The organism is Gordonia sp. QH-12 (assembly GCF_001578675.1).
Taxonomy (GTDB): Bacteria; Actinomycetota; Actinomycetes; order Mycobacteriales; family Mycobacteriaceae; genus Gordonia; species Gordonia sihwensis.
Genome location: NZ_KQ969283.1, coordinates 136,071 through 153,904, shown reverse-complemented (window position 1 = coordinate 153,904; position 17,834 = coordinate 136,071). Strand labels below are relative to the sequence as shown.

Here is a 17,834-nt window from a genome sequence, read left to right as displayed (position 1 = left end):
CGCCCGGTGAATCCGCCTGCGGCCCGGCGATCCGGCGTCGACCGCGAGACACGCTTGCTAGCGTCGATTCGTGATTGCGCATGTCGGGTGAGTTGATCGCGATCGCCGTTCTCGGCGTCGCGCTGGCGACGGTCCTGATCGTCGTCGCACTGCGCACGCGCCGAGTGGTGAGCACACCCCACGAGCGCGCCGTGCACGACACCCTGCACACGGCGGCGCTGGCCGCCCGGCCGCTCCGCCGCGGTCTCACCGCCGAGTCGGCGGCAGAGGCGGCCGGCCCGTTGCGGGCGCTCACCGGCGCCGACGGACTCGCGCTCTACGACGCCGAGGGATCGCTCCTGACCTTCGACGGCGACGAACAGCTGTGGACCCCGCCGATGCGCTCGGCGGCCGCCGCGCTGGCCGCCGACACGCTCGCGAACGGCCGCCACTGCGTGCAGCGAGATCCCGCGGACGGCGTCGGTCCCCTGCGCAGTCTCCTGGCCGCGCCGCTGATGGCCGACGGCATCGGCATCGGCGCACTGGTCGTGGCATCGGTGACCGAGCCCGGCCCCGGCCGTATCGGCGCCATCACCGAGGTCGCACGCTATGCGGCCAGCCAACTGCAGCTCGCCGAGCTCGACGCCTCCCGCGCGCGACTGGATCGCGCCGAGGTCCTCGCCCTCCGCGCACAGATCAGCCCGCATTTCATCTACAACGCACTGAACACGATCGCATCCTTCGTCCGCACCGATCCCGACCGCGCACGCGAGCTGATCCTCGACTTCGCCGACTTCACGCGCTACTCCTTCCGCGCCGCGGGCGAGTACACGGTACTGGCCGACGAACTCCGCAACATCGACCGCTACCTCACGCTCGAACGAGCGCGTTTCGGGCCCGGGCTGACGGTGAAGGTTCAGGTGGCACCCGAGGTCCTCGGCGTCGTCGTGCCCTTTCTCGCACTGCAGCCGCTGGTGGAGAACGCCGTGCGGCACGGCCTCGCCGGGCGCCGGGACGGAACCATCTCGATCGTCGCGCGCAACGCGGGACCCGACTGTCTGCTGAGCGTGGAGGACGACGGCGTCGGCATGGATCCGGAACTGCTGCGCACGGGTGCGATCGACGCGCTCGACCCGGCCGGACCGCGAGAGTCCGACGGCGCACACGTCGGACTGACGAACGTCGACCAGCGGCTGCGCGCGGCGTTCGGCAACGACTACGGCCTGGTCGTCGAGACGGCGGTGGGAGCGGGAACCAAAGTCAGCATGCGCATCCCGAAGTTCGCCGCGGGCATCCACGCCGGAGGCCCGGCCGCCGCGCTACGGTTTGACGGACGGGAGGAGAGCAGCTGATGACCGACCTCACCGTGCTCGCCGTGGACGACGAGATCCCCGCCCTCGACGAACTGACCTACCTGCTGAACCGTCACGACGCGGTGTCGGCGGTGCACAAGGCGTCCGACGCGACCCAGGCGCTGCGCGAACTCGCCGAGCGCCGGATCGACGCGGTGTTCCTCGACATCTCCATGCCTGGACTCTCGGGCATGGAGCTGGCGGCGGTCCTGGCCAACTATTCGGCGCCGCCGCCGATCGTCTTCGTCACCGCGCATGACGACCGCGCGGTCGAGGCCTTCGACGTCGGTGCCGTCGACTATCTGCTCAAACCCCTGCGAGCCGAACGGCTCGATCAAGCGGTGGGCCGCATCCTCGCCTCCCTCGCCGGCGGCGAGGGTCCGGTCCGGACCGAGGAGCCGGACGAACCCGCCGACGATGTGATTCCGGTGGAGTCGGGCGGGATCACCTCGCTGGTGCAGCGCGACTCCATCTCGTGGATCGAGGCGGTCGGCGATTACGCCCGACTGCACACCGACACCGGCTCGTACCTCGTCCGAGTCACTCTCTCGACCCTCGAATCACGCTGGGGAGGAGCAGGTTTCGCACGCGTTCACCGTTCGTACCTGGTGGCGCTGCCAATGGTGACCGGCCTACGGTCCACCGGGGCGTCGACCATGGTCCGGGTCCGGGCCAACGGCGCCTCGCCCGCGGTGGAACTGCCGGTGAGCCGCAGGCAGGTGCGCGAGTTGAAGGACCGATTGGTCCGTGACCCGATGCGGACCTTCCGTTCCGGGCGGGACGGCTGATCCGTGGCGCCCGACTCCGCCCGTGAACCGGCCCCACAGCGCGAACGCGTCGTCCTGTCCGAGCGGCGAGGCGCGCGCATGGTCCGCACCCGAGTGCAGGTGGCCGAGCAGACCGGCGTCGGCGAGCATCTGGTCCGCGGACTGGTCCGCGCCCAGCTGGCGCTGGCGCTGCGGCTCGGCGTGGCCGTCCTCGCGATCTTCGTCGCCATCCCGCTGATCGGCGCGACCGTCGAACCGTTCGCCGACGCGACGGTCTTCGGTCTGCGCCTGAACTGGCTGATCCTCGGCCTGCTGCCCCTTCCGCTCCTGTATCTGGCGGGTCGCCTGTACATCCGGCTGGCCGAGCAGGCCGAACGCGACTTCGTCCGGCTGGTGGACGCCGACTCCGACAGCGGCGACGACCCGGGCGGCGGTACGCGATGATCACCGAGCACGTCGCGGCACTGACGGTGGCCGCCGTCCTCCTCGCGGCCCTCGGCACCGTCGCGGTCGGCGCCTACGGCGGACGCGGCTCGCGGTCGACGTCCGACTTCCTGGTCGCCTCGCGCAGCATCGGCGCGGGATGGAACGCCGCGGCGATCGCCGGCGAGTACCTGTCGGCGGCGTCGTTCCTCGGCGTGGCCGGGTTGGTCGCCAAGTACGGTGCCGACGCGCTCTGGTATCCCATCGGATTCACCGCCGGCTACCTCTCGCTGCTGCTCTTCGTCGCCGCTCCGCTGCGCCGGTCGGGCGCGTACACCGTGCCCGACTTCGCCGAGTTCCGGCTGGCCTCGACTCGGGCGCGCAAGGCCGCGATGGTCGTGGTGATCGTGATCTGCGTGCTGTACCTGGTGCCGCAGTTGCAGGGCGCCGGGCTGACCCTGAACATCCTGCTGCACGTACCGCCGTGGGTCGGGGTCACCGCGACCGGACTGCTGGTGATCGTGAACGTGGTCGGCGCGGGCATGCGATCGGTGACCTTCGCGCAGGCGATCCAGTACTGGCTCAAGCTCACCGCCGTCGCGATCCCCGCGCTGGTGCTGACCGCGGTGTTTCTGAACAGCCCGCAGCGCCTCGGCGATCCGCTGCCACCGCGGGTGTCCGCGGACACCACCGTCCGGGTCGACACCCCGGTGGAGGTGACGGTGACCGACCCGGCGGGCGTTCGGGCGACCGGCGACGTGGACCACGTCGCGGTCGTCGACCAGCCGTTGAGCGCGGGCACGCACCGTCTCGATCGCGGCGCGGTCATCGACCTCGACGAGGGCGCCGCGACCCCGGTGGTGGCGAACGCGCCGCAGACCGGGGCGGCCTGGATGGAATCGGGCGGCGGCCTGGGCGGGGGCCATCCGCTCTATCAGGTGCTCTCGCTGATCGTGGCGACCTTCCTGGGCGCGATGGGCTTGCCGCACGTGCTCGTGCGGTTCTACACCAATCCCGACGGCCGTGCCGCGCGGCGGACGGCGTTGAACGTGATCGCGGCGCTGGCGGTCTTCTACCTCTTCCCGACCGTCCTCGGCGCACTCGCCCGCGCGTGGGTCCCGCAGGTCCTGGCGACCGGCACCGCCGACGCCGCCGTCCTGCTGCTACCCGCCTCCGCGCTGCACGGGGCCTGGGCGATCGGGCTGTCGGCGCTCGTGGCCGCCGGCGCCATGGCCGCCTTCCTCGCCACCTCGTCCGGACTGCTGGTCAGCATCGCCGGCGTGATGTCGACCGACCTGATGCCCCCGGGAGTCCGCAGCTTCCGCATCTGCGCTCTGCTCGGCGGGGCGGTGCCGATCGTGATCGCCCTCAACGCCGGGACACTGGAGTTGTCACGGTCGGTGGGCCTGGTCTTCGCGGTCTCGGCGTCCACGCTGTGCCCACTGCTGGTGCTGGGAATCTGGTGGCGCGGACTCACCGCCGCCGGTGCGATCGCCGGACTCTGTGTGGGCGCGACCACGTCCGCGCTGGCGGTCGGAGTAGCGGTGACCGGGGCGATCGACGAGGGTGCGGGCGCCGGCTGGCTGTCGGTGATCGCCGGGTTCCCCGCGGCGGTCACCGTTCCCCTGACCTTCGCCACGATGGTCCTCGTCAGCCTGGCCACCAGGTCGCGGATCCCGGCGGTCACCGGCGCGGCCTTCGCTCGGATGCACGTGCCCGAACGGCTCGGGCTCGGGGTGGAACGGACCCCGTCGGCGCAGGACTGACCGCTACCGTTCATCGGGCGGCGGCGACCGTTCACCGCACGGCCGCCATGGCTCGTCGCTCAGGTCACAGACGACATTACCCGTGACTGTCGTCTCACTCATGCTTTGTGCAGCTACATCCCCGCAGCACACCAGCAAAGGAGTGATCGTGACCGTCACCGATCATGCCGCGCCGAAGGACGTCAGTCCTTCCCAGGACGAGTTCCTCGTCGCGCAGGCCAGCCCAGAGTTCCAGAGGTTGCGCACCGCGCTGCGCCGCTTCGTCTTCCCGATGACCGCCTTCTTCCTCCTCTGGTACGCGGGCTACGTCATCCTCGGAGCCTTCGCGCACGACTTCATGGCCACCCCGGTCTGGGGCAACATCAACGTGGGCCTCATCCTCGGACTGCTGCAGTTCGTCACCACGTTCGGCATCACATTCCTGTACGTCCGGTTCGCCAACCGCGATCTGGATCCGCAGTCGGAGGCCATCCGCGAGAACTTCGCGGACGGCACCTACTCGACGGCCGGAAAGGCGCAGCGATGAACCACGTGCTCGCCGCCGAGACCGTCGGCAACCCGGCCATCAACATCTCGATCTTCGTCGCATTCGTCGCGGTGACCATGATCGTCGTCATCCGCGCCAACCGGAAGAACGCCTCGGCCTCCGAGTTCTTCACCGCCGGCGGCGGGTTCTCCGGCCCGCAGAACGGCATCGCCATCTCGGGCGACTACCTCTCGGCCGCCAGCTTCCTCGGCATCGCCGGCGCGATCGCCGTCTACGGCTACGACGGATTCCTGTACTCCATCGGCTTCCTGGTGGCCTGGCTCGTCGCGCTGCTGCTGGTGGCCGAACTGCTGCGCAACACCGGCCGGTTCACGATGGCCGACGTGCTGAGCTTCCGGCTCAAAGAGCGGCCGGTCCGCATGGCCGCCGCACTCTCGACCCTGGTGGTGTCGCTGTTCTATCTGCTCGCGCAGATGGCGGGAGCCGGCGGCCTGGTCGCACTGCTCCTGGACATCCACGACCGCACCGGACAGTCCATCGTCATCGCCGTCGTCGGCGTGCTGATGATCGCCTACGTGCTGATCGGCGGCATGAAGGGCACCACCTGGGTGCAGATCATCAAGGCGGTCCTGTTGATCGCGGGTGCCGCGGTGATGACCTTCCTGGTCTTGGGCAAGTTCGGTTTCAACGTCTCGGAGATCCTCGGTCAGGCGCAGAACGCCATGGGCGATTCGGCGGACAAGGCCGTCGCCTCGCGCGACGTCCTCGCGCCCGGTGCCCAGTACGGCGGATCGACGATGTCGAAGGTCAACTTCCTGTCGCTGGGCCTGGCCCTCGTTCTCGGCACCGCCGGTCTGCCGCACGTGCTGATGCGCTTCTACACCGTTCCGACCGCCAAGGAGGCCCGCCGCTCGGTGGTCTGGGCGATCTCCCTCATCGGCGCCTTCTACCTGTTCACGTTGATCCTCGGCTACGGCGCCGCCGCGCTCGTGGGCCCGGACCGGATCCTGTCCGCCGCGGGCAAGGAGAACGCCGCCGCTCCGCTGCTGGCCCTCGAACTCGGCGGAACGGTGCTGCTGGGTGTGATCTCCGCCGTCGCGTTCGCGACCATCCTGGCCGTGGTGGCCGGGCTCGCGATCACCGCCTCGGCATCGTTCGCCCATGACATCTACGCGTCGGTCATCAAGCGCGGCAAGGCATCCGAGGACGATCAGGTGCGAGTCTCGCGTCGCTGCATCGTGGTGCTCGGCGTGGTCAGCATCATCCTCGGCATCCTCGCCAACGGTCAGAACATCGCCTTCCTCGTCGCGCTGGCGTTCGCGGTCGCGGCGTCGGCGAACCTGCCGACCATCGTGTACTCGCTCTACTGGAAGCGGTTCAACACCCGCGGCGCACTGTGGAGCATGTACGGCGGCCTGATCTCGTGCATCGTCCTGATCGTCTTCTCCCCCGCCGTCTCCGGCGGCGCCAAGGCGATGATCCCCGGAGCCGACTTCGCCTGGTTCCCGCTGTCGAATCCCGGCATCGTGTCGATCCCGCTGGCCTTCGTGCTCGGCATCGTCGGGACGCTGACGTCGCCCGACCGCGGCCGGCCCGGCCGCAACGCCGAGATGGAGGTCCGTTCGCTCACCGGAGTGGGCGCCGAAGGCGCACTCGCTCACTGACCCCCGATACGCACTGTGCCCCGTCCGCAAGGGCGGGGCACAGTGCGTTCGGCGTGGGCCGCGTTCGGCGTGGGCCGCGTTCGGCGTGGGCCGCGTTCGGCGTGGGCGGAGACATGGGCGGAGACGCCCGGTGGATCAGTCCTGGATGCGGGCGAACGGCCGGGCGGCCTCGAGTTCGAAGGCGAGTTCGAGCAGTGTGCGCTCGCCTCCGAGGTCGGCCGAGAAGTGCATCCCGAGCGGCAGACCGTTCGCACTCCGGCCGAGCGGCAGCGTGATGGCCGGGGTGCCGCTGCTGTTGTTCGCGGGGGTGAAGGCGACGTAGTCGACGAGCCGGGCGAAGATCTCGTCGAAGTCGCCGTCCGGCGCCAGGTAGCCGATCTCCGGCACGGCGTGCGCGAGCGTCGGCGAGAGGATGACGTCGTACCCCTCGAACGCGCTGCGGAATCTCGCCGTCGCCCGCTTGAGCCCCATCACCGACGCCGGCAGGCGGTAGAAGTGCTTGAGGAAGGCCGCCGACAACCCCTTGGTGAACGGGTCCAGTCGCGAGCGGTCGAATCCCTTGCCCACCGACCTGCCGCCCATGCGATCGATGCCGAACGCCAGCAGCGCCCAGTAGTCGGTGAACTGGGCGATGTACGAGCGGTCGACGGGCATCGGAACCGATTCCACGCGGTGCCCGAGCGATTCGAGCAGTTCGACGGTCGCCGCCAGCTCGCGATCGGTGTCGTCGTCCAGGAGCCGGCCGGTCAGAGGCGTGTTGATCAGTGCGACGCGGAGCCGCGCCCGGCCCGGACCTTCGACCAGGCCGATCGGCGGCAGCGAGGCGACCTCCCGCTGCCGTTCCAGATCCGCGTAGTAGTGCGCGGTGTCGCGAACCGACCGCGTGACGACGCCGTTGCTCACCAGGTCGATCGGCAGGCCGTGCATCTGCTTGGCCTGCGCCACCCGCCCCCGCGTGGGTTTGAGACCGACCAGCCCACACGCCGCCGCGGGGATGCGGATGGAGCCGCCGCCGTCGTTGGCGTGCGCGATCGGCACCGCCCCCGCCGCGACCAGCGCCGCGGCACCGCCCGACGACGCACCGCAGGAGTAGTCGGTGTCCCACGGATTGCGGGTCGGCGGCCGGTCGGCGAACTCGGTGGTCGCGGTGAGACCGAAGGCCGGCATCGTCGATGCACCGAGGATGTTCAGCCCCGTGCCGACGAGCTCACGCGTCACGGCCTCGTCCGCGCGCGCGGGGACGTTCGCCACCGCCGCCGAACCGTGGAGCGTCGGGATCCCTGCGAAATCGGTGTTGTTCTTGATCAGCGAGGGCACACCGGCGAACACGCCGGTGAAGTCGTCGGCCTCCGCCCGCGCCAACGCGCGTTCCCGATCGTCGACGGCCACCGCCGACAGTCGCGGCTCCACCGCGTCGATCCGGGCGAGCGCGGCACGCGCCGCCTCGGCGGCCGAGATCGCTCCGGAGGCGATGGACGCGGCCAGCCCGACCGCGTCGAGGTCACCGAGGCAGTCGTCGGCGAATGAGTGAACGTGTTTCATGCCGATCACGCTAGCCGAGGCCGCCCGCCTCCGGCCCCCGCCCGAGTCAACTCGCGCGAGCCCTTCTCCCGACCCGGCCGAGCGGGTAAGACTACAGAGATGCAGCTGCAATTCACTCCCGAGGAAGAAGCCTTCCGCCGAGAACTCCACCACTACTTCACCACCGAGATCCCCGCCGAGATCCGCCAGAGATGTGAGGCCGGTGCGCTGAACTACCCCGAAGACATCGTCACCACCACCCGGATTCTGAACAAGGCGGGCTACGCCGTGCCGCACTGGCCGGTGGAGTGGGGCGGTCGGGACTGGACGCCCATCCAGCATCACATCTGGCGCGAGGAGATGTCTCTCAACTTCGTGCCCGACCTGCTCCCCTTCAACGCGGGCATGGTGGGCCCGGTCATCGCGCAGTTCGGGTCGCAGGAGCAGAAGGAGAAGTTCCTGCCCGCCACCGCGAACCTCGACATCTGGTGGTGTCAGGGCTTCTCCGAACCCGAGGCCGGCTCCGACCTCGCATCGCTGAAGACCCGCGCGGTCCGGGACGGCGACCACTACGTCATCAACGGACAGAAGACGTGGACCACGCTGGGGCAGTACGCCGACTGGATCTTCGCTCTGGCCCGGACCGACCCGGACGTGAAGAAGCAGGCGGGCATCAGCTTCTTCCTCTTCCCCATGGACACGCCCGGTGTCGAGATCCGGCCGATCCAGTTGATCGACGGCAGCTACGAGGTCAACGAGGTCTTCTTCTCCGACGTCCGCGTCCCGGCGGAGAACCTGGTCGGCGAGGAGAACCTCGGCTGGACGATCGCGAAGTTCCTCCTCGGCAACGAGCGGTCGGGCATCGCCCGCGTCGGATGGACCAAGACCAAGGTCGCCAGGGCCAAGAAGCTCGCCGCCCGGACTCGCACCGCCGCCGGCACGCTGCTGGACGATCCGCTCTTCGCCGCGCGGCTCGCGAACCTGGAGAACGAGCTGCTGGCGCTGGAGATCACCCAGCTCCGGGTGGTCGCCGGATCGGCCGACGGGAAGCCGAATCCGGCGTCGTCGCTGCTGAAGCTCCGCGGCTCCCAGCTGCAGCAGGACGCCACCGAACTGCTCGCCGACATCGCCGGACCCGACTCGCTTCCGGTGTCGGCGATCGACTCCGCCGCGGAGGGCGACCCCGCGGAGATCCTGAGCCCCGACTGGGCCCAGCTGACCGTCCCGGCGTATCTCAACCACCGGAAGGTGACGATCTACGGCGGGTCCTCGGAGGTCCAGCGGCAGATCATCGACAAGGCCGTACTCGGCCTCTGATCGCGCAGACACCCCGACTCCGATACCACTTCACAAGGAAGACAATGGAATTCGAACTCTCTGAGGAACAGGTCCTGTTGCGCGACACCGTCCGCGACGTACTGGGCAGAAAATACGGCGACATCGAGAACCTGCGCGCGGTCACCGACACCGAACTGGGCTGGAGCCGCGACGTGTGGTCGGCGCTCGCCGAGATCGGCATCCTGGGTCTGGTATTCGACGAGGCCGACGGCGGCACCGGCGCCGGACCCGAGGAACTCGCACCGGTGATGGGCGAGTTCGGCGCGACGATCGCACCCGAACCGTTCCTCGACGCCGTCGTGGTACCCGGACTGCTGGTGACCCGCACCGCCGACCCCGAGACCCGAGCCGAACTCATCGGCGGCCTCTCGTCGGGCGAGCGGCTCTGCGCCTTCGCCCACCACGAGAACGGTGATCGCTGGCCGGCGTTCGCGATCGCCACGTCCTTCGCCGACGGCCGGTTGACGGGCACCAAGTCGCTGGTCGCCGCGGGCGACTGCGCCGACACCCTGGTGGTCTCGGCCCGCGATGAGGCCGGCCAGGTGGGTCTCTACCTGGTGGACGGGACGGCCGAGGGCCTGAAGCGCACAGGCTACCGCACCCACGACCGCCGCCGTGGCGCACAGATCGAATTCGACGGTGCGCCGGCCACCCGCCTCGGTTCCGGCGACGCCACCGCCGTCATCGCCGAGGTGGAGGTGCTCGCCCAGACCGCCCTGTGCGCGGAGGCGGTCGGAGCCATGCGGGCGTCGCTGGAGATGACCACCGGATATCTGAAGACCCGCAAGCAGTTCGGCGTTCCGCTGGCGACCTTCCAGGCGCTGACCCACCGCGCCGCCGACATGTACGTCTCACTCGAGCTGGCCACCAGCCTCAGCGTCTACGCGACGGCGGCGCTCGCGGAGGGCCGCGTGGACCCCGTCATCGCCTCCCGCGCCAAACTGCAGATCTGCCGTTCGGGCAGGCACATCGGGCAGGAGTCGATCCAGATGCACGGCGGCATCGGAATGACGGCCGAGTATCCGGTGGCGCACTACGTCAGCCGGCTCACCGCGATCGGGCACACCCTGGGCGACGCCGACAGTCATCTCCAGCGGCTTTCGGCGTCGATCGGCGAGTGGGACATGGTCACCGTGGGTTGAGCCTGCGCCCGGCCCGAACGGCGGGCCACCGAATCTGTGACCGTCGGTCACATGTACTAAGGTGACCGAAACCCCAGCGCCGAGCCGCTCGGCGCGATCGAAACGGAGGCAACAATGGCCGCACCCCTCATCGAGGACTCCATCGAGATCGACGCCAGCCCGGAGAAGGTCTGGTCCGTCGTCAGCGATCTGCGCCGCATGGGCGAATGGAGCCCCCAGTGCAAGAAGATGATCATCTTCGGCGGTGACGTGAAACTCGGCACCACCACGCTGAACGTGAACCGCCGCGGCCCGCTCGTGTGGCCCACGCGATCGAAGGTCGTCACCTTCGAGCCCAACAAGGAGCTGGCCTTCCGCGTGCTCGACAACCGGACCGTGTGGTCGTTCCGGATCGAGCCGACCGACTCGGGCGTGCGACTCACGGAGAGCCGCACGGTGCCGGGCGGGCAGACCACCAAGATCTCCTCCACCCTCGTCGACAAGGTGATGGGCGGCGAGAAGTCGTTCGAGGCGGAACTGGCCGCGGGAATCCGCGAGACCCTCGGCAAGATCAAGCGCGCTGCGCAGACCGCCTGACCACCGCCATCTGCGCGCATTCGGGCGCGCATGGACCGAACCCACAGATCCCCGCTCAGCCACCGCCCGCCGATCCCGGCGGCGGCCCGCTGAGCGGGGATCTGTGTGCGTGCTCGACGAGATGCGACCCGCGGCCCGCGGACGATTAAGCTGAAAGCACTTGCGCTGCGACCTGAACGACCCGACGCAGCGACCTCGAACTAGGAGCGCAGAACCGGTGGCCCGACGTCCCGCCCGACCCGACGACCGCGAAGGCCTCGCCCACATCGTGGACCTGATCCGCGAAACGGTTCCACCGCTGCATCCGGCGGGCGTGCCGTTCGTCGCCGCCCCGGCCGCCCTCGCGCTGCTGGGCCGCAGGCACCGCTGGATCGCGCGACCTGCGTGGGCCGCCGCGGGCGCCTCCGCGCTGTTCTTCCGGCACCCGAACCGTGTGCCTCCGACCGGCGACGGGCTGGTGGTCGCGCCCGCCGACGGCACCATCGCCCTCGTCGACGAGGCCGTGCCGCTGCCCGAACTGGGGCTCGGCGACCGGCCCGTACCGCGTGTGTGCACCTTCCTGTCGGTCTTCGACGTCCACGTCCAGCGGGTTCCGATCGCCGGCCGGGTGCTGTCCGTGCAGCACACCCCCGGCAAGTTCCTGTCCGCCGACCTCCCGGAGGCGAGCAGTGAGAACGAACGCACCGCGATGACCATCGCCACCGGCCCAGACGGAACCGGTCCGCGAGTCGGCGTGGTGCAGATCGCCGGACTTCTCGCCCGCCGCATCGTCTGCGAACCCGCCCCGGGCGAGGTCCTGAGTCTCGGCGACACCTACGGACTGATCCGGTTCGGCTCGCGTGTGGACGTCTACCTCCCCGAGGGCAGCGACGTCCGGGTCGCACTCGGCCAGCGCGCGGTCGGCGCCGAGACCGTTGTCGCGGAGCTGCCCTGATGGCCAGGAGCCGTCCGCACCGTAATCCCACCAACAAGTCCGGCAGACGACTGCGGCGCCGCACGTCGACGCCGTCGTCCGACCCCGAGGCCCGCTCGCGGGCCTCCCGTGCCGCCCGGTCGGCGCGCGCGGGACGCATGCTGGTCCCGTCCACGCTCACGATCCTCGCGATCTGCTCCGGCCTCACCGCCGTGCGTTCGGCCGATGCCGGCCAGGTCGACCTCGCGATGGGTCTGCTGGTCCTGGCCGCCGTCTTCGACGGACTCGACGGTCGCGTCGCCCGCATGATGGACGCCTCGACCAAGATCGGTGCCGAGGTCGATTCACTGGCCGACGCCATCAACTTCGGCGTCGCCCCCGCGCTGATCGTGTACTCGGTGGTCTTGCGCGACAACGCGGGCTCTGCGGCGCAGGATTTCGGCTGGGTGCTCGCGCTGCTGTTCTGCGTGGCGGTGGTCCTGCGACTGGCCCGGTTCAACACCCTTCTCGACGACGACAGCGCGCCCAGCTACACCAAGGACTACTTCGTCGGTGTGCCGGCGCCGGCGGCGGCGGTGATGGCGCTGCTGCCGATCGGGCTGCAGCAGCACTTCGGTCACGGATGGTGGGTGTCGGTGCCCGCGGTCGGCGCCTGGCTGCTGTTCATCGGGTTCCTCGCCGTCAGCCGCATCCCGACCCTGTCGCTCAAGTCGGTCAAGATCAGGCCGAGTTCACTGGCGGGTCTGCTGTTCCTGGTCGCAGCGGCCGGAGCGCTGCTGTTCACGTTCCCGTATCTGCTGATGGTGATCGGCGTGGCCGCCTACCTCATCCACATCCCGTTCGCCTGGCGCACGCAGCGCTGGGTGGCGGCGCACCCGGAGCACTGGGAGGCCCCCGCCCGCGACCGCAGGCTCCAGCGCCGAGACGAGCGCCGGCAGGCGGTCGCGGACGGCACCCGCAGGCGAGTGATCCCCGCGCGTTCCAATGCGCGGCTGGGTCTGCGCCGACCCCCGGCGCGGCGCGAGGACTGACGGTGAACCCGACGCTGACGCTCACCGCCCGGCTCAACACCTCCGCGGCCGACTCGCGCCGCGGCATCGTACGGGTGCATCCGGAGGTGCTCGCCGCCCTGTCGCTGCGTGAATGGGACGCTGTCTCGCTGGTCGGCGCGCGCACGAGCGCGGCGGTCGTCGCCGCCGCGCCGCCCGGTTCCCCCACCGGTCTGGTCCTGCTCGACGACCTGACGCTGTCGAATCTGGGGATCCGCGAGAACTCGGGGGTCGCGGTGGCACCGGTGGTGGTGCACGGCGCCGCGCGCGTGAGTGTCCGAGGCTCACGGCTGGCGAGTGCATCGGTGAGCGAGGCGACGCTGCGCCGGGCTCTGCTCGGCAAGGTCGTGAGCGTCGGCGACACCGTCTCGCTGCTGCCCCGCGATCTGGGTCCCGAACTCACCGCCGCCGAGGCCACCCGGTCCCTCGCGCGTTCGGTGGGGATCACCTGGACCAACGAGTTGCTGACCGTGACGGCCACCGCCCCCGCCGGCCCGGTGAGCGTGCAGACCAACACCGCGGTCCTGTGGGAGACGGACGCCCGGACTCCGGGCGCGGTGCCTCCGGCCCCGACCGCCGCGGCGACGCCGGCCACTCCGAGCACCCTCACTGCCCCGACCGCGACCGCCGCGGAGCCGGACGCGCACGTCCGACCGGTGTCGGAACTGGTCGGGGTCGACACGCAGGTCGCCAGGCTGAGCGAATGGCTCCAGGTGACTCTCGACAATCCGGACGTACTGCGCGCCCTCGGCGCACAGCCTCGGCTCGGCGTCCTCGTCTCGGGGCCCGCCGGAGTCGGAAAGGCGACGGTGGTCCGGGCCGTGTGCGCCCGCCGCCCGCTGGTCGAGGTCGACGGGCCCTCCACCGGCGCTCTCGCCGCCGACGACCGACGCGCCGCCGTCACCGGCGCTCTGAGCCGGCTCACCGGCGGCGGTGTGCTGCTGGTGACCGACATCGACAAGCTCTTGCCCGCACAGGCCGACCCGGTGTCGACGCTGATCCTGCAGGACCTGCGCGCCGCCGTCGCCGACGGTGCCGTCGCGCTCGTCGCCACCACCTCCGACCCGTCCGGCCTCGACAGCCGGGTCCGCGAGCCCGATCTGTGCGACCGCGAACTCGCCATCGGTCTGCCCGACGCCGCCCAACGCGCCAAACTGCTCGGTGCGATCCTCTCGCAGGCACCCACCGACGGCCGCCTCGACCTCGACTCCGTCGCCGCACGCACTCCCGGTTTCGTGGCCGCAGACCTCGCCGCCCTGACCCGCGACGCCGCACTGCGGGCGGCCGCGCGCGCCACGCGCGACGGCTCTCCCGCCGCCTTGCGCACCGACGACCTCGATGCCGCGCTCGGCGTGATCCGCCCGGCGTCCCGACTCGAATCCCCCGACGTGGCACTCGGATCCATCACGCTCGACGACGTCGGCGACATGGTGGAGACCCGGCAGGCCCTCACCGAGGCGGTGCTCTGGCCGCTGCAGCATCCCGACACCTTCACCCGCCTGGGTGTGCAGCCGCCGCGCGGCGTCCTGCTGTACGGACCGCCCGGCTGCGGCAAGACCTTCGTCGTCCGGGCACTGGCCGCGTCGGGCCGGCTGTCGGTCCACAGCGTGAAGGGCGCCGAACTGCTCGACAAGTGGGTCGGATCGTCCGAGCGCGCCGTCCGCGACCTCTTCGACCGCGCCCGCGAGAGCGCGCCGTCGATGATCTTCCTCGACGAGGTCGACGCCCTCGCGCCCCGCCGCGGCGGGTCCACCGACTCCGGCGTCGCCGATCGGGTGGTGGCCGCGCTGCTCACCGAACTGGACGGGGCCGAGCCGCTCACCGACGTCGTCGTCCTCGGCGCCACCAATCGGCCGGACCTCGTCGACCCCGCACTGCTGCGGCCCGGACGCCTCGAACGCCTCGTCTTCGTGCCGCCGCCCGATGCCGCCGCCCGCGCCGACATCCTCCGCGCCGCCGCCCGCAGCATTCCGATGCCGGACGTCGACCTCGAGGCGCTCGCCGCCGAACTGGAGGGGTATTCGGCGGCCGATTGCGCCGCCGTCCTGCGGGAGTCGGCACTGGCCGCCATGCGCCGGGACATCGACGCGGCGACGGTGACCGCCGACGACGTCGCGACCGCCCGGCGAGCGGTCCGGCCGTCGCTGGATCCTCAGCAGGTCGCCGAACTCGAGGCCTACGCCGAGCGCCGCGATCGAGACAATTAGTAGGAAGCCCTAGTAATTCGTGTCACTTCTGGGCGACACTTACTGGGAATGCCCAGTAACCCTCCCGAGGAGTACACGTGACCACTGGTTTCAGCGTCGAGACCACGCGGGCGATCGACGTCGCCCGCTCGCACACCATCGGCGGACTGCTACGCCGCACCGCCCTGCGCAGCCCGGATAAGACCGCCGTCGTCAACGGCGACACCACGCTCACCTTCGCCGAGTTCGACGACGCGGTGAACCGCTGCGCCAACGCCCTCGCCGCCCGCGGACTCGGCAAGGGCGACCGCCTCGCTCTGGTGAGTCACAATTGCTGGCAGTTCGCCGTGCTGAACTTCGCGGTGGCCCGGCTCGGCGCGATTCTGGTGCCGATCAATTTCGGCCTCGGCGTCGACGAGATCGCGTTCATCCTCTCGCACTCCGGATCCCGCATCGTCGTCTCCGAAGACGCGCTCACGGAGACCGTCGGCGCGGCGGTCGACGCCTCCTCCGGCGGCGACGCGGTGCGCGGCGTCATCAACCTCGCCGGCGGTACGACAGCCGGCTGGGAGGATGTCGCCTCCTGGATCGCCCACGACGACGCCTCGGTCCCCGACGTTCTCGTCGAAGACGATGATCCGGTGCGGATGATGTTCACCTCCGGGACCGAGTCTCGTCCCAAGGGCGTGCTCTTATCCTCGAAATCACTGGTGTCCCAGTACGTCTCGTGCATCATCGACGGCGGCATGTCCGCCGACGACATCGAGGTGCACTCCCTGCCCCTCTACCACTGCGCCCAGCTCGACTGCTTCCTGTCGGTGGACGTCTACCTCGGCGCCACGAGCATCATCCTGCCGAGCCCGGAGCCGGCGGCCCTGCTGGCCGCGATCGAGACGCACCGCGCCACCAAACTGTTCTGTCCGCCCACCGTGTGGATCTCACTGCTGCGCCATCCCGACTTCGACACCCGAGACCTCTCCTCGCTGAAGAAGGGTTACTACGGGGCCTCGCCGATGCCCGTCGAGGTCCTGCGGGAGATGAGCCGGCGCCTGCCCGACGTCCGGCTCTGGAACTTCTACGGCCAGACCGAGATGAGTCCGCTGGCCACCATCCTGCAACCACACGAGCAGATCGAGCGCGCCGGATCGGCCGGCCGCGCCTCGCTCAACGTGGAGACCCACGTGGTCGACGACGAGGACAATCCGGTGCCGACGGGCGAGGTCGGCGAGATCGTTCACCGCAGTCCGCACGCCTGTCTGGGCTACTTCAACGACGAGGAGAAGACCGCGGCCGCATTCCGAAACGGCTGGTTCCACTCCGGCGACCTCGGGATCATCGACGCCGACGGCTACCTCTCGGTGGTCGACCGCAAGAAGGACATGATCAAAACCGGCGGTGAGAACGTCGCCTCCCGCGAGGTGGAGGAGGCGATCTACCTGCTCGACGGCGTCGCCGAGGTCGCGGTGTTCGGTGTTCCCCATCCCAAGTGGATCGAGGCGGTGACGGCGGTGATCGTGAGCAAGGACGGCGTCGAGCTGACCGAGGACGACGTGAACGCCCACCTCGAAGGCGTCCTCGCCGGTTACAAGCGGCCGAAGTACGTCATCTTCGCCGACGCCCTGCCGAAGAACCCGTCGGGCAAGATCCTGAAGAAGGACCTCCGGACGGCGCATGCGGCGGTGGCCTCGCAGGACTGACGCGTCACGGCGCCGGCGTGTCGGTCTCAGGCCCGCCGCCGGTACCCGACCACCAGCGGCGCGTGATCCGACAGACGCTCATCCGGCGAGGGCTCCTTGTCGACCGTCACCCATCGCGCCCGGGACGCCAGCCCCGGTGACGCGAGTTGGTGGTCGATGCGCCATCCGACGTCCTTCACGAACGACTGCCCGGCCCAGCTCCACCAGGTGAGCGGGCCGGGCCGGTCGCCGTACAGTGTCCGGACCACGTCGATCAGCCTGCGCGGCGAGAGCTGCCGATCGAGCCACTCGCGCTCCTCCGGCAGAAACCCCTCCATCTTGCGTGCGGCGCGCCAGTTGGTGACGTCGTGCTCGCAGTGGGCGATGTTCAGGTCGCCGATCAGCAGGAACTCCCGACCGGCGCGGCGAGCGGCGAGTCGGTTGCGCTCCAGTTCGCGCGCGAAGCCGGCCAGGAACGCCATCTTGCGCCGGTACTTCGCACCGCCGTCGGGCTTCTCCCGGATGTTCCCGGGACGCTGCAGTTCCGCGGGCAAGCCGCCCTTCGGCAAGTACAGACAGGCCACCGTGATCGGCTCATCGGCGAGGTCGACTTCCAGATAGCGTCCGTGCGAGGCGTGCGCGGACAGCCCGCGGGCCCGCGGCGGGTCGGTGGCCCAGCTCCGCACCGACGCCGGCGGCTGCCGGGTCGCGATCGCCACGCCGTTGCGCCCCGGAATGGTCCCCGTGTCGAAAGACACCGTGTAGCCGGGGAATTCGCCGATCTCCTCGGGCGGGCAGCGGAGCTCCTGCAGTCCCACCACATCCGGTGCCCGATCTGCCAGCCACGTGTCGAAGCCGCGGCGTCGCGCCGCACGGATGCCGTTGACGTTGAACGAGACCACGGTCAGTTCCTCGGATGCCACGGCCCCAGAATGCCCGAGCTCTCCGCGGGCGGCATCCGCCGCCCCCGGGCGCGGAATTCTATTCGGTTGCCC

At 70.2% G+C, this 17,834-nt stretch carries 15 protein-coding genes; 13 read left to right on the top strand and 2 right to left on the bottom strand.

Annotated elements, in window-relative coordinates; genetic code table 11:
- Positions 1-80: 80 nt before the first annotated feature.
- The 6 genes from Y710_RS02675 (at position 81) to Y710_RS02650 (ending at position 6,438) form a co-directional block, all read left to right on the top strand.
- A complete protein-coding gene (locus tag Y710_RS02675; protein WP_006896951.1) occupies positions 81-1,331 on the top strand; it encodes a sensor histidine kinase in 1,251 nt (416 codons plus the stop codon).
- A complete protein-coding gene (locus Y710_RS02670) occupies positions 1,331-2,119 on the top strand; it encodes a LytR/AlgR family response regulator transcription factor (RefSeq protein WP_062366212.1) in 789 nt (262 codons plus the stop codon). The genes Y710_RS02675 and Y710_RS02670 overlap by 1 nt, the downstream gene beginning before the upstream one ends.
- Positions 2,120-2,197: 78 nt before the next feature.
- Entirely contained in the window at positions 2,198-2,542 is a 345-nt protein-coding gene (locus tag Y710_RS02665; RefSeq protein ID WP_169317719.1) for a hypothetical protein, read from the top strand.
- Positions 2,539-4,287 carry a sodium/solute symporter gene (locus Y710_RS02660; protein ID WP_156479393.1) on the top strand — a complete coding sequence of 583 codons (1,749 nt, stop codon included), beginning with the start codon at positions 2,539-2,541 and terminating at the stop codon, positions 4,285-4,287. Before Y710_RS02665 ends, Y710_RS02660 begins: the two co-directional genes overlap by 4 nt.
- Before the next feature lie 142 nt (positions 4,288-4,429).
- Positions 4,430-4,813 carry a DUF485 domain-containing protein gene (locus Y710_RS02655; RefSeq protein WP_156150524.1) on the top strand — a complete coding sequence of 128 codons (384 nt, stop codon included), beginning with the start codon at positions 4,430-4,432 and terminating at the stop codon, positions 4,811-4,813.
- On the top strand, positions 4,810-6,438 hold the full coding sequence (locus tag Y710_RS02650; RefSeq protein WP_006896956.1) for a solute symporter family protein: 1,629 nt from the start codon (positions 4,810-4,812) through the stop codon (positions 6,436-6,438). Before Y710_RS02655 ends, Y710_RS02650 begins: the two co-directional genes overlap by 4 nt.
- Before the next feature lie 135 nt (positions 6,439-6,573).
- Here Y710_RS02650 and Y710_RS02645 read toward each other — a convergent pair whose 3' ends face one another.
- Positions 6,574-7,980 (bottom strand): amidase, encoded by a 1,407-nt coding sequence (locus Y710_RS02645; protein WP_006896957.1) that lies wholly within the window; start codon positions 7,978-7,980, stop codon positions 6,574-6,576.
- A 99-nt stretch (positions 7,981-8,079) separates the two neighbouring features.
- On the opposite strand from Y710_RS02645, the gene Y710_RS02640 reads away from it, so the two are divergent.
- The 7 genes from Y710_RS02640 to Y710_RS02610 all read left to right on the top strand — a co-directional run bounded on the left by Y710_RS02640 (position 8,080) and on the right by Y710_RS02610 (position 16,860).
- Entirely contained in the window at positions 8,080-9,276 is a 1,197-nt protein-coding gene (locus Y710_RS02640) for an acyl-CoA dehydrogenase family protein (protein WP_006896958.1), read from the top strand.
- A gap of 44 nt (positions 9,277-9,320) precedes the next feature.
- Positions 9,321-10,439, top strand: coding sequence for an acyl-CoA dehydrogenase family protein (locus Y710_RS02635; protein WP_045540690.1), 1,119 nt, complete (start codon positions 9,321-9,323; stop codon positions 10,437-10,439).
- Between the two features lie 114 nt (positions 10,440-10,553).
- The gene (locus Y710_RS02630; RefSeq protein WP_006896960.1) at positions 10,554-11,015 is read left to right on the top strand and encodes an SRPBCC family protein; all 462 of its coding nucleotides are present in this window, start codon (positions 10,554-10,556) and stop codon (positions 11,013-11,015) included.
- A gap of 217 nt (positions 11,016-11,232) precedes the next feature.
- Entirely contained in the window at positions 11,233-11,949 is a 717-nt protein-coding gene (locus tag Y710_RS02625; protein ID WP_006896961.1) for a phosphatidylserine decarboxylase, read from the top strand.
- Positions 11,949-12,959 carry a CDP-alcohol phosphatidyltransferase family protein gene (locus Y710_RS02620; protein WP_006896962.1) on the top strand — a complete coding sequence of 337 codons (1,011 nt, stop codon included), beginning with the start codon at positions 11,949-11,951 and terminating at the stop codon, positions 12,957-12,959. The genes Y710_RS02625 and Y710_RS02620 overlap by 1 nt, the downstream gene beginning before the upstream one ends.
- Positions 12,956-15,184, top strand: coding sequence for an AAA family ATPase (locus Y710_RS02615; RefSeq protein ID WP_039867681.1), 2,229 nt, complete (start codon positions 12,956-12,958; stop codon positions 15,182-15,184). The genes Y710_RS02620 and Y710_RS02615 overlap by 4 nt, the downstream gene beginning before the upstream one ends.
- A 77-nt stretch (positions 15,185-15,261) precedes the next feature.
- A complete protein-coding gene (locus Y710_RS02610) occupies positions 15,262-16,860 on the top strand; it encodes an acyl-CoA synthetase (RefSeq protein ID WP_062366208.1) in 1,599 nt (532 codons plus the stop codon).
- 26 nt (positions 16,861-16,886) lie between these two features.
- Here Y710_RS02610 and Y710_RS02605 read toward each other — a convergent pair whose 3' ends face one another.
- Positions 16,887-17,762: an exodeoxyribonuclease III gene (locus Y710_RS02605; RefSeq protein WP_006896965.1), complete on the bottom strand. Its 876-nt coding sequence runs from the start codon at positions 17,760-17,762 to the stop codon at positions 16,887-16,889.
- Positions 17,763-17,834 lie beyond the last annotated feature (72 nt).

Excerpts from the sequence above, each read along its gene's own strand:
- Y710_RS02665 (WP_169317719.1), top strand. The coding sequence starts at position 2,198 with ATGGTCCGCACCCGAGTGCAGGTGGCCGAGCAGACCGGCGTCGGCGAG.
- Y710_RS02670 (WP_062366212.1), top strand. The coding sequence starts at position 1,331 with ATGACCGACCTCACCGTGCTCGCCGTGGACGACGAGATCCCCGCCCTC.
- Y710_RS02630 (WP_006896960.1), top strand. The coding sequence starts at position 10,554 with ATGGCCGCACCCCTCATCGAGGACTCCATCGAGATCGACGCCAGCCCG.
- Y710_RS02660 (WP_156479393.1), top strand. The coding sequence starts at position 2,539 with ATGATCACCGAGCACGTCGCGGCACTGACGGTGGCCGCCGTCCTCCTC.
- Y710_RS02675 (WP_006896951.1), top strand. The coding sequence starts at position 81 with ATGTCGGGTGAGTTGATCGCGATCGCCGTTCTCGGCGTCGCGCTGGCG.
- Y710_RS02635 (WP_045540690.1), top strand. The coding sequence starts at position 9,321 with ATGGAATTCGAACTCTCTGAGGAACAGGTCCTGTTGCGCGACACCGTC.
- Y710_RS02645 (WP_006896957.1), bottom strand. The coding sequence starts at position 7,980 with ATGAAACACGTTCACTCATTCGCCGACGACTGCCTCGGTGACCTCGAC.
- Y710_RS02620 (WP_006896962.1), top strand. The coding sequence starts at position 11,949 with ATGGCCAGGAGCCGTCCGCACCGTAATCCCACCAACAAGTCCGGCAGA.
- Y710_RS02650 (WP_006896956.1), top strand. The coding sequence starts at position 4,810 with ATGAACCACGTGCTCGCCGCCGAGACCGTCGGCAACCCGGCCATCAAC.
- Y710_RS02640 (WP_006896958.1), top strand. The coding sequence starts at position 8,080 with ATGCAGCTGCAATTCACTCCCGAGGAAGAAGCCTTCCGCCGAGAACTC.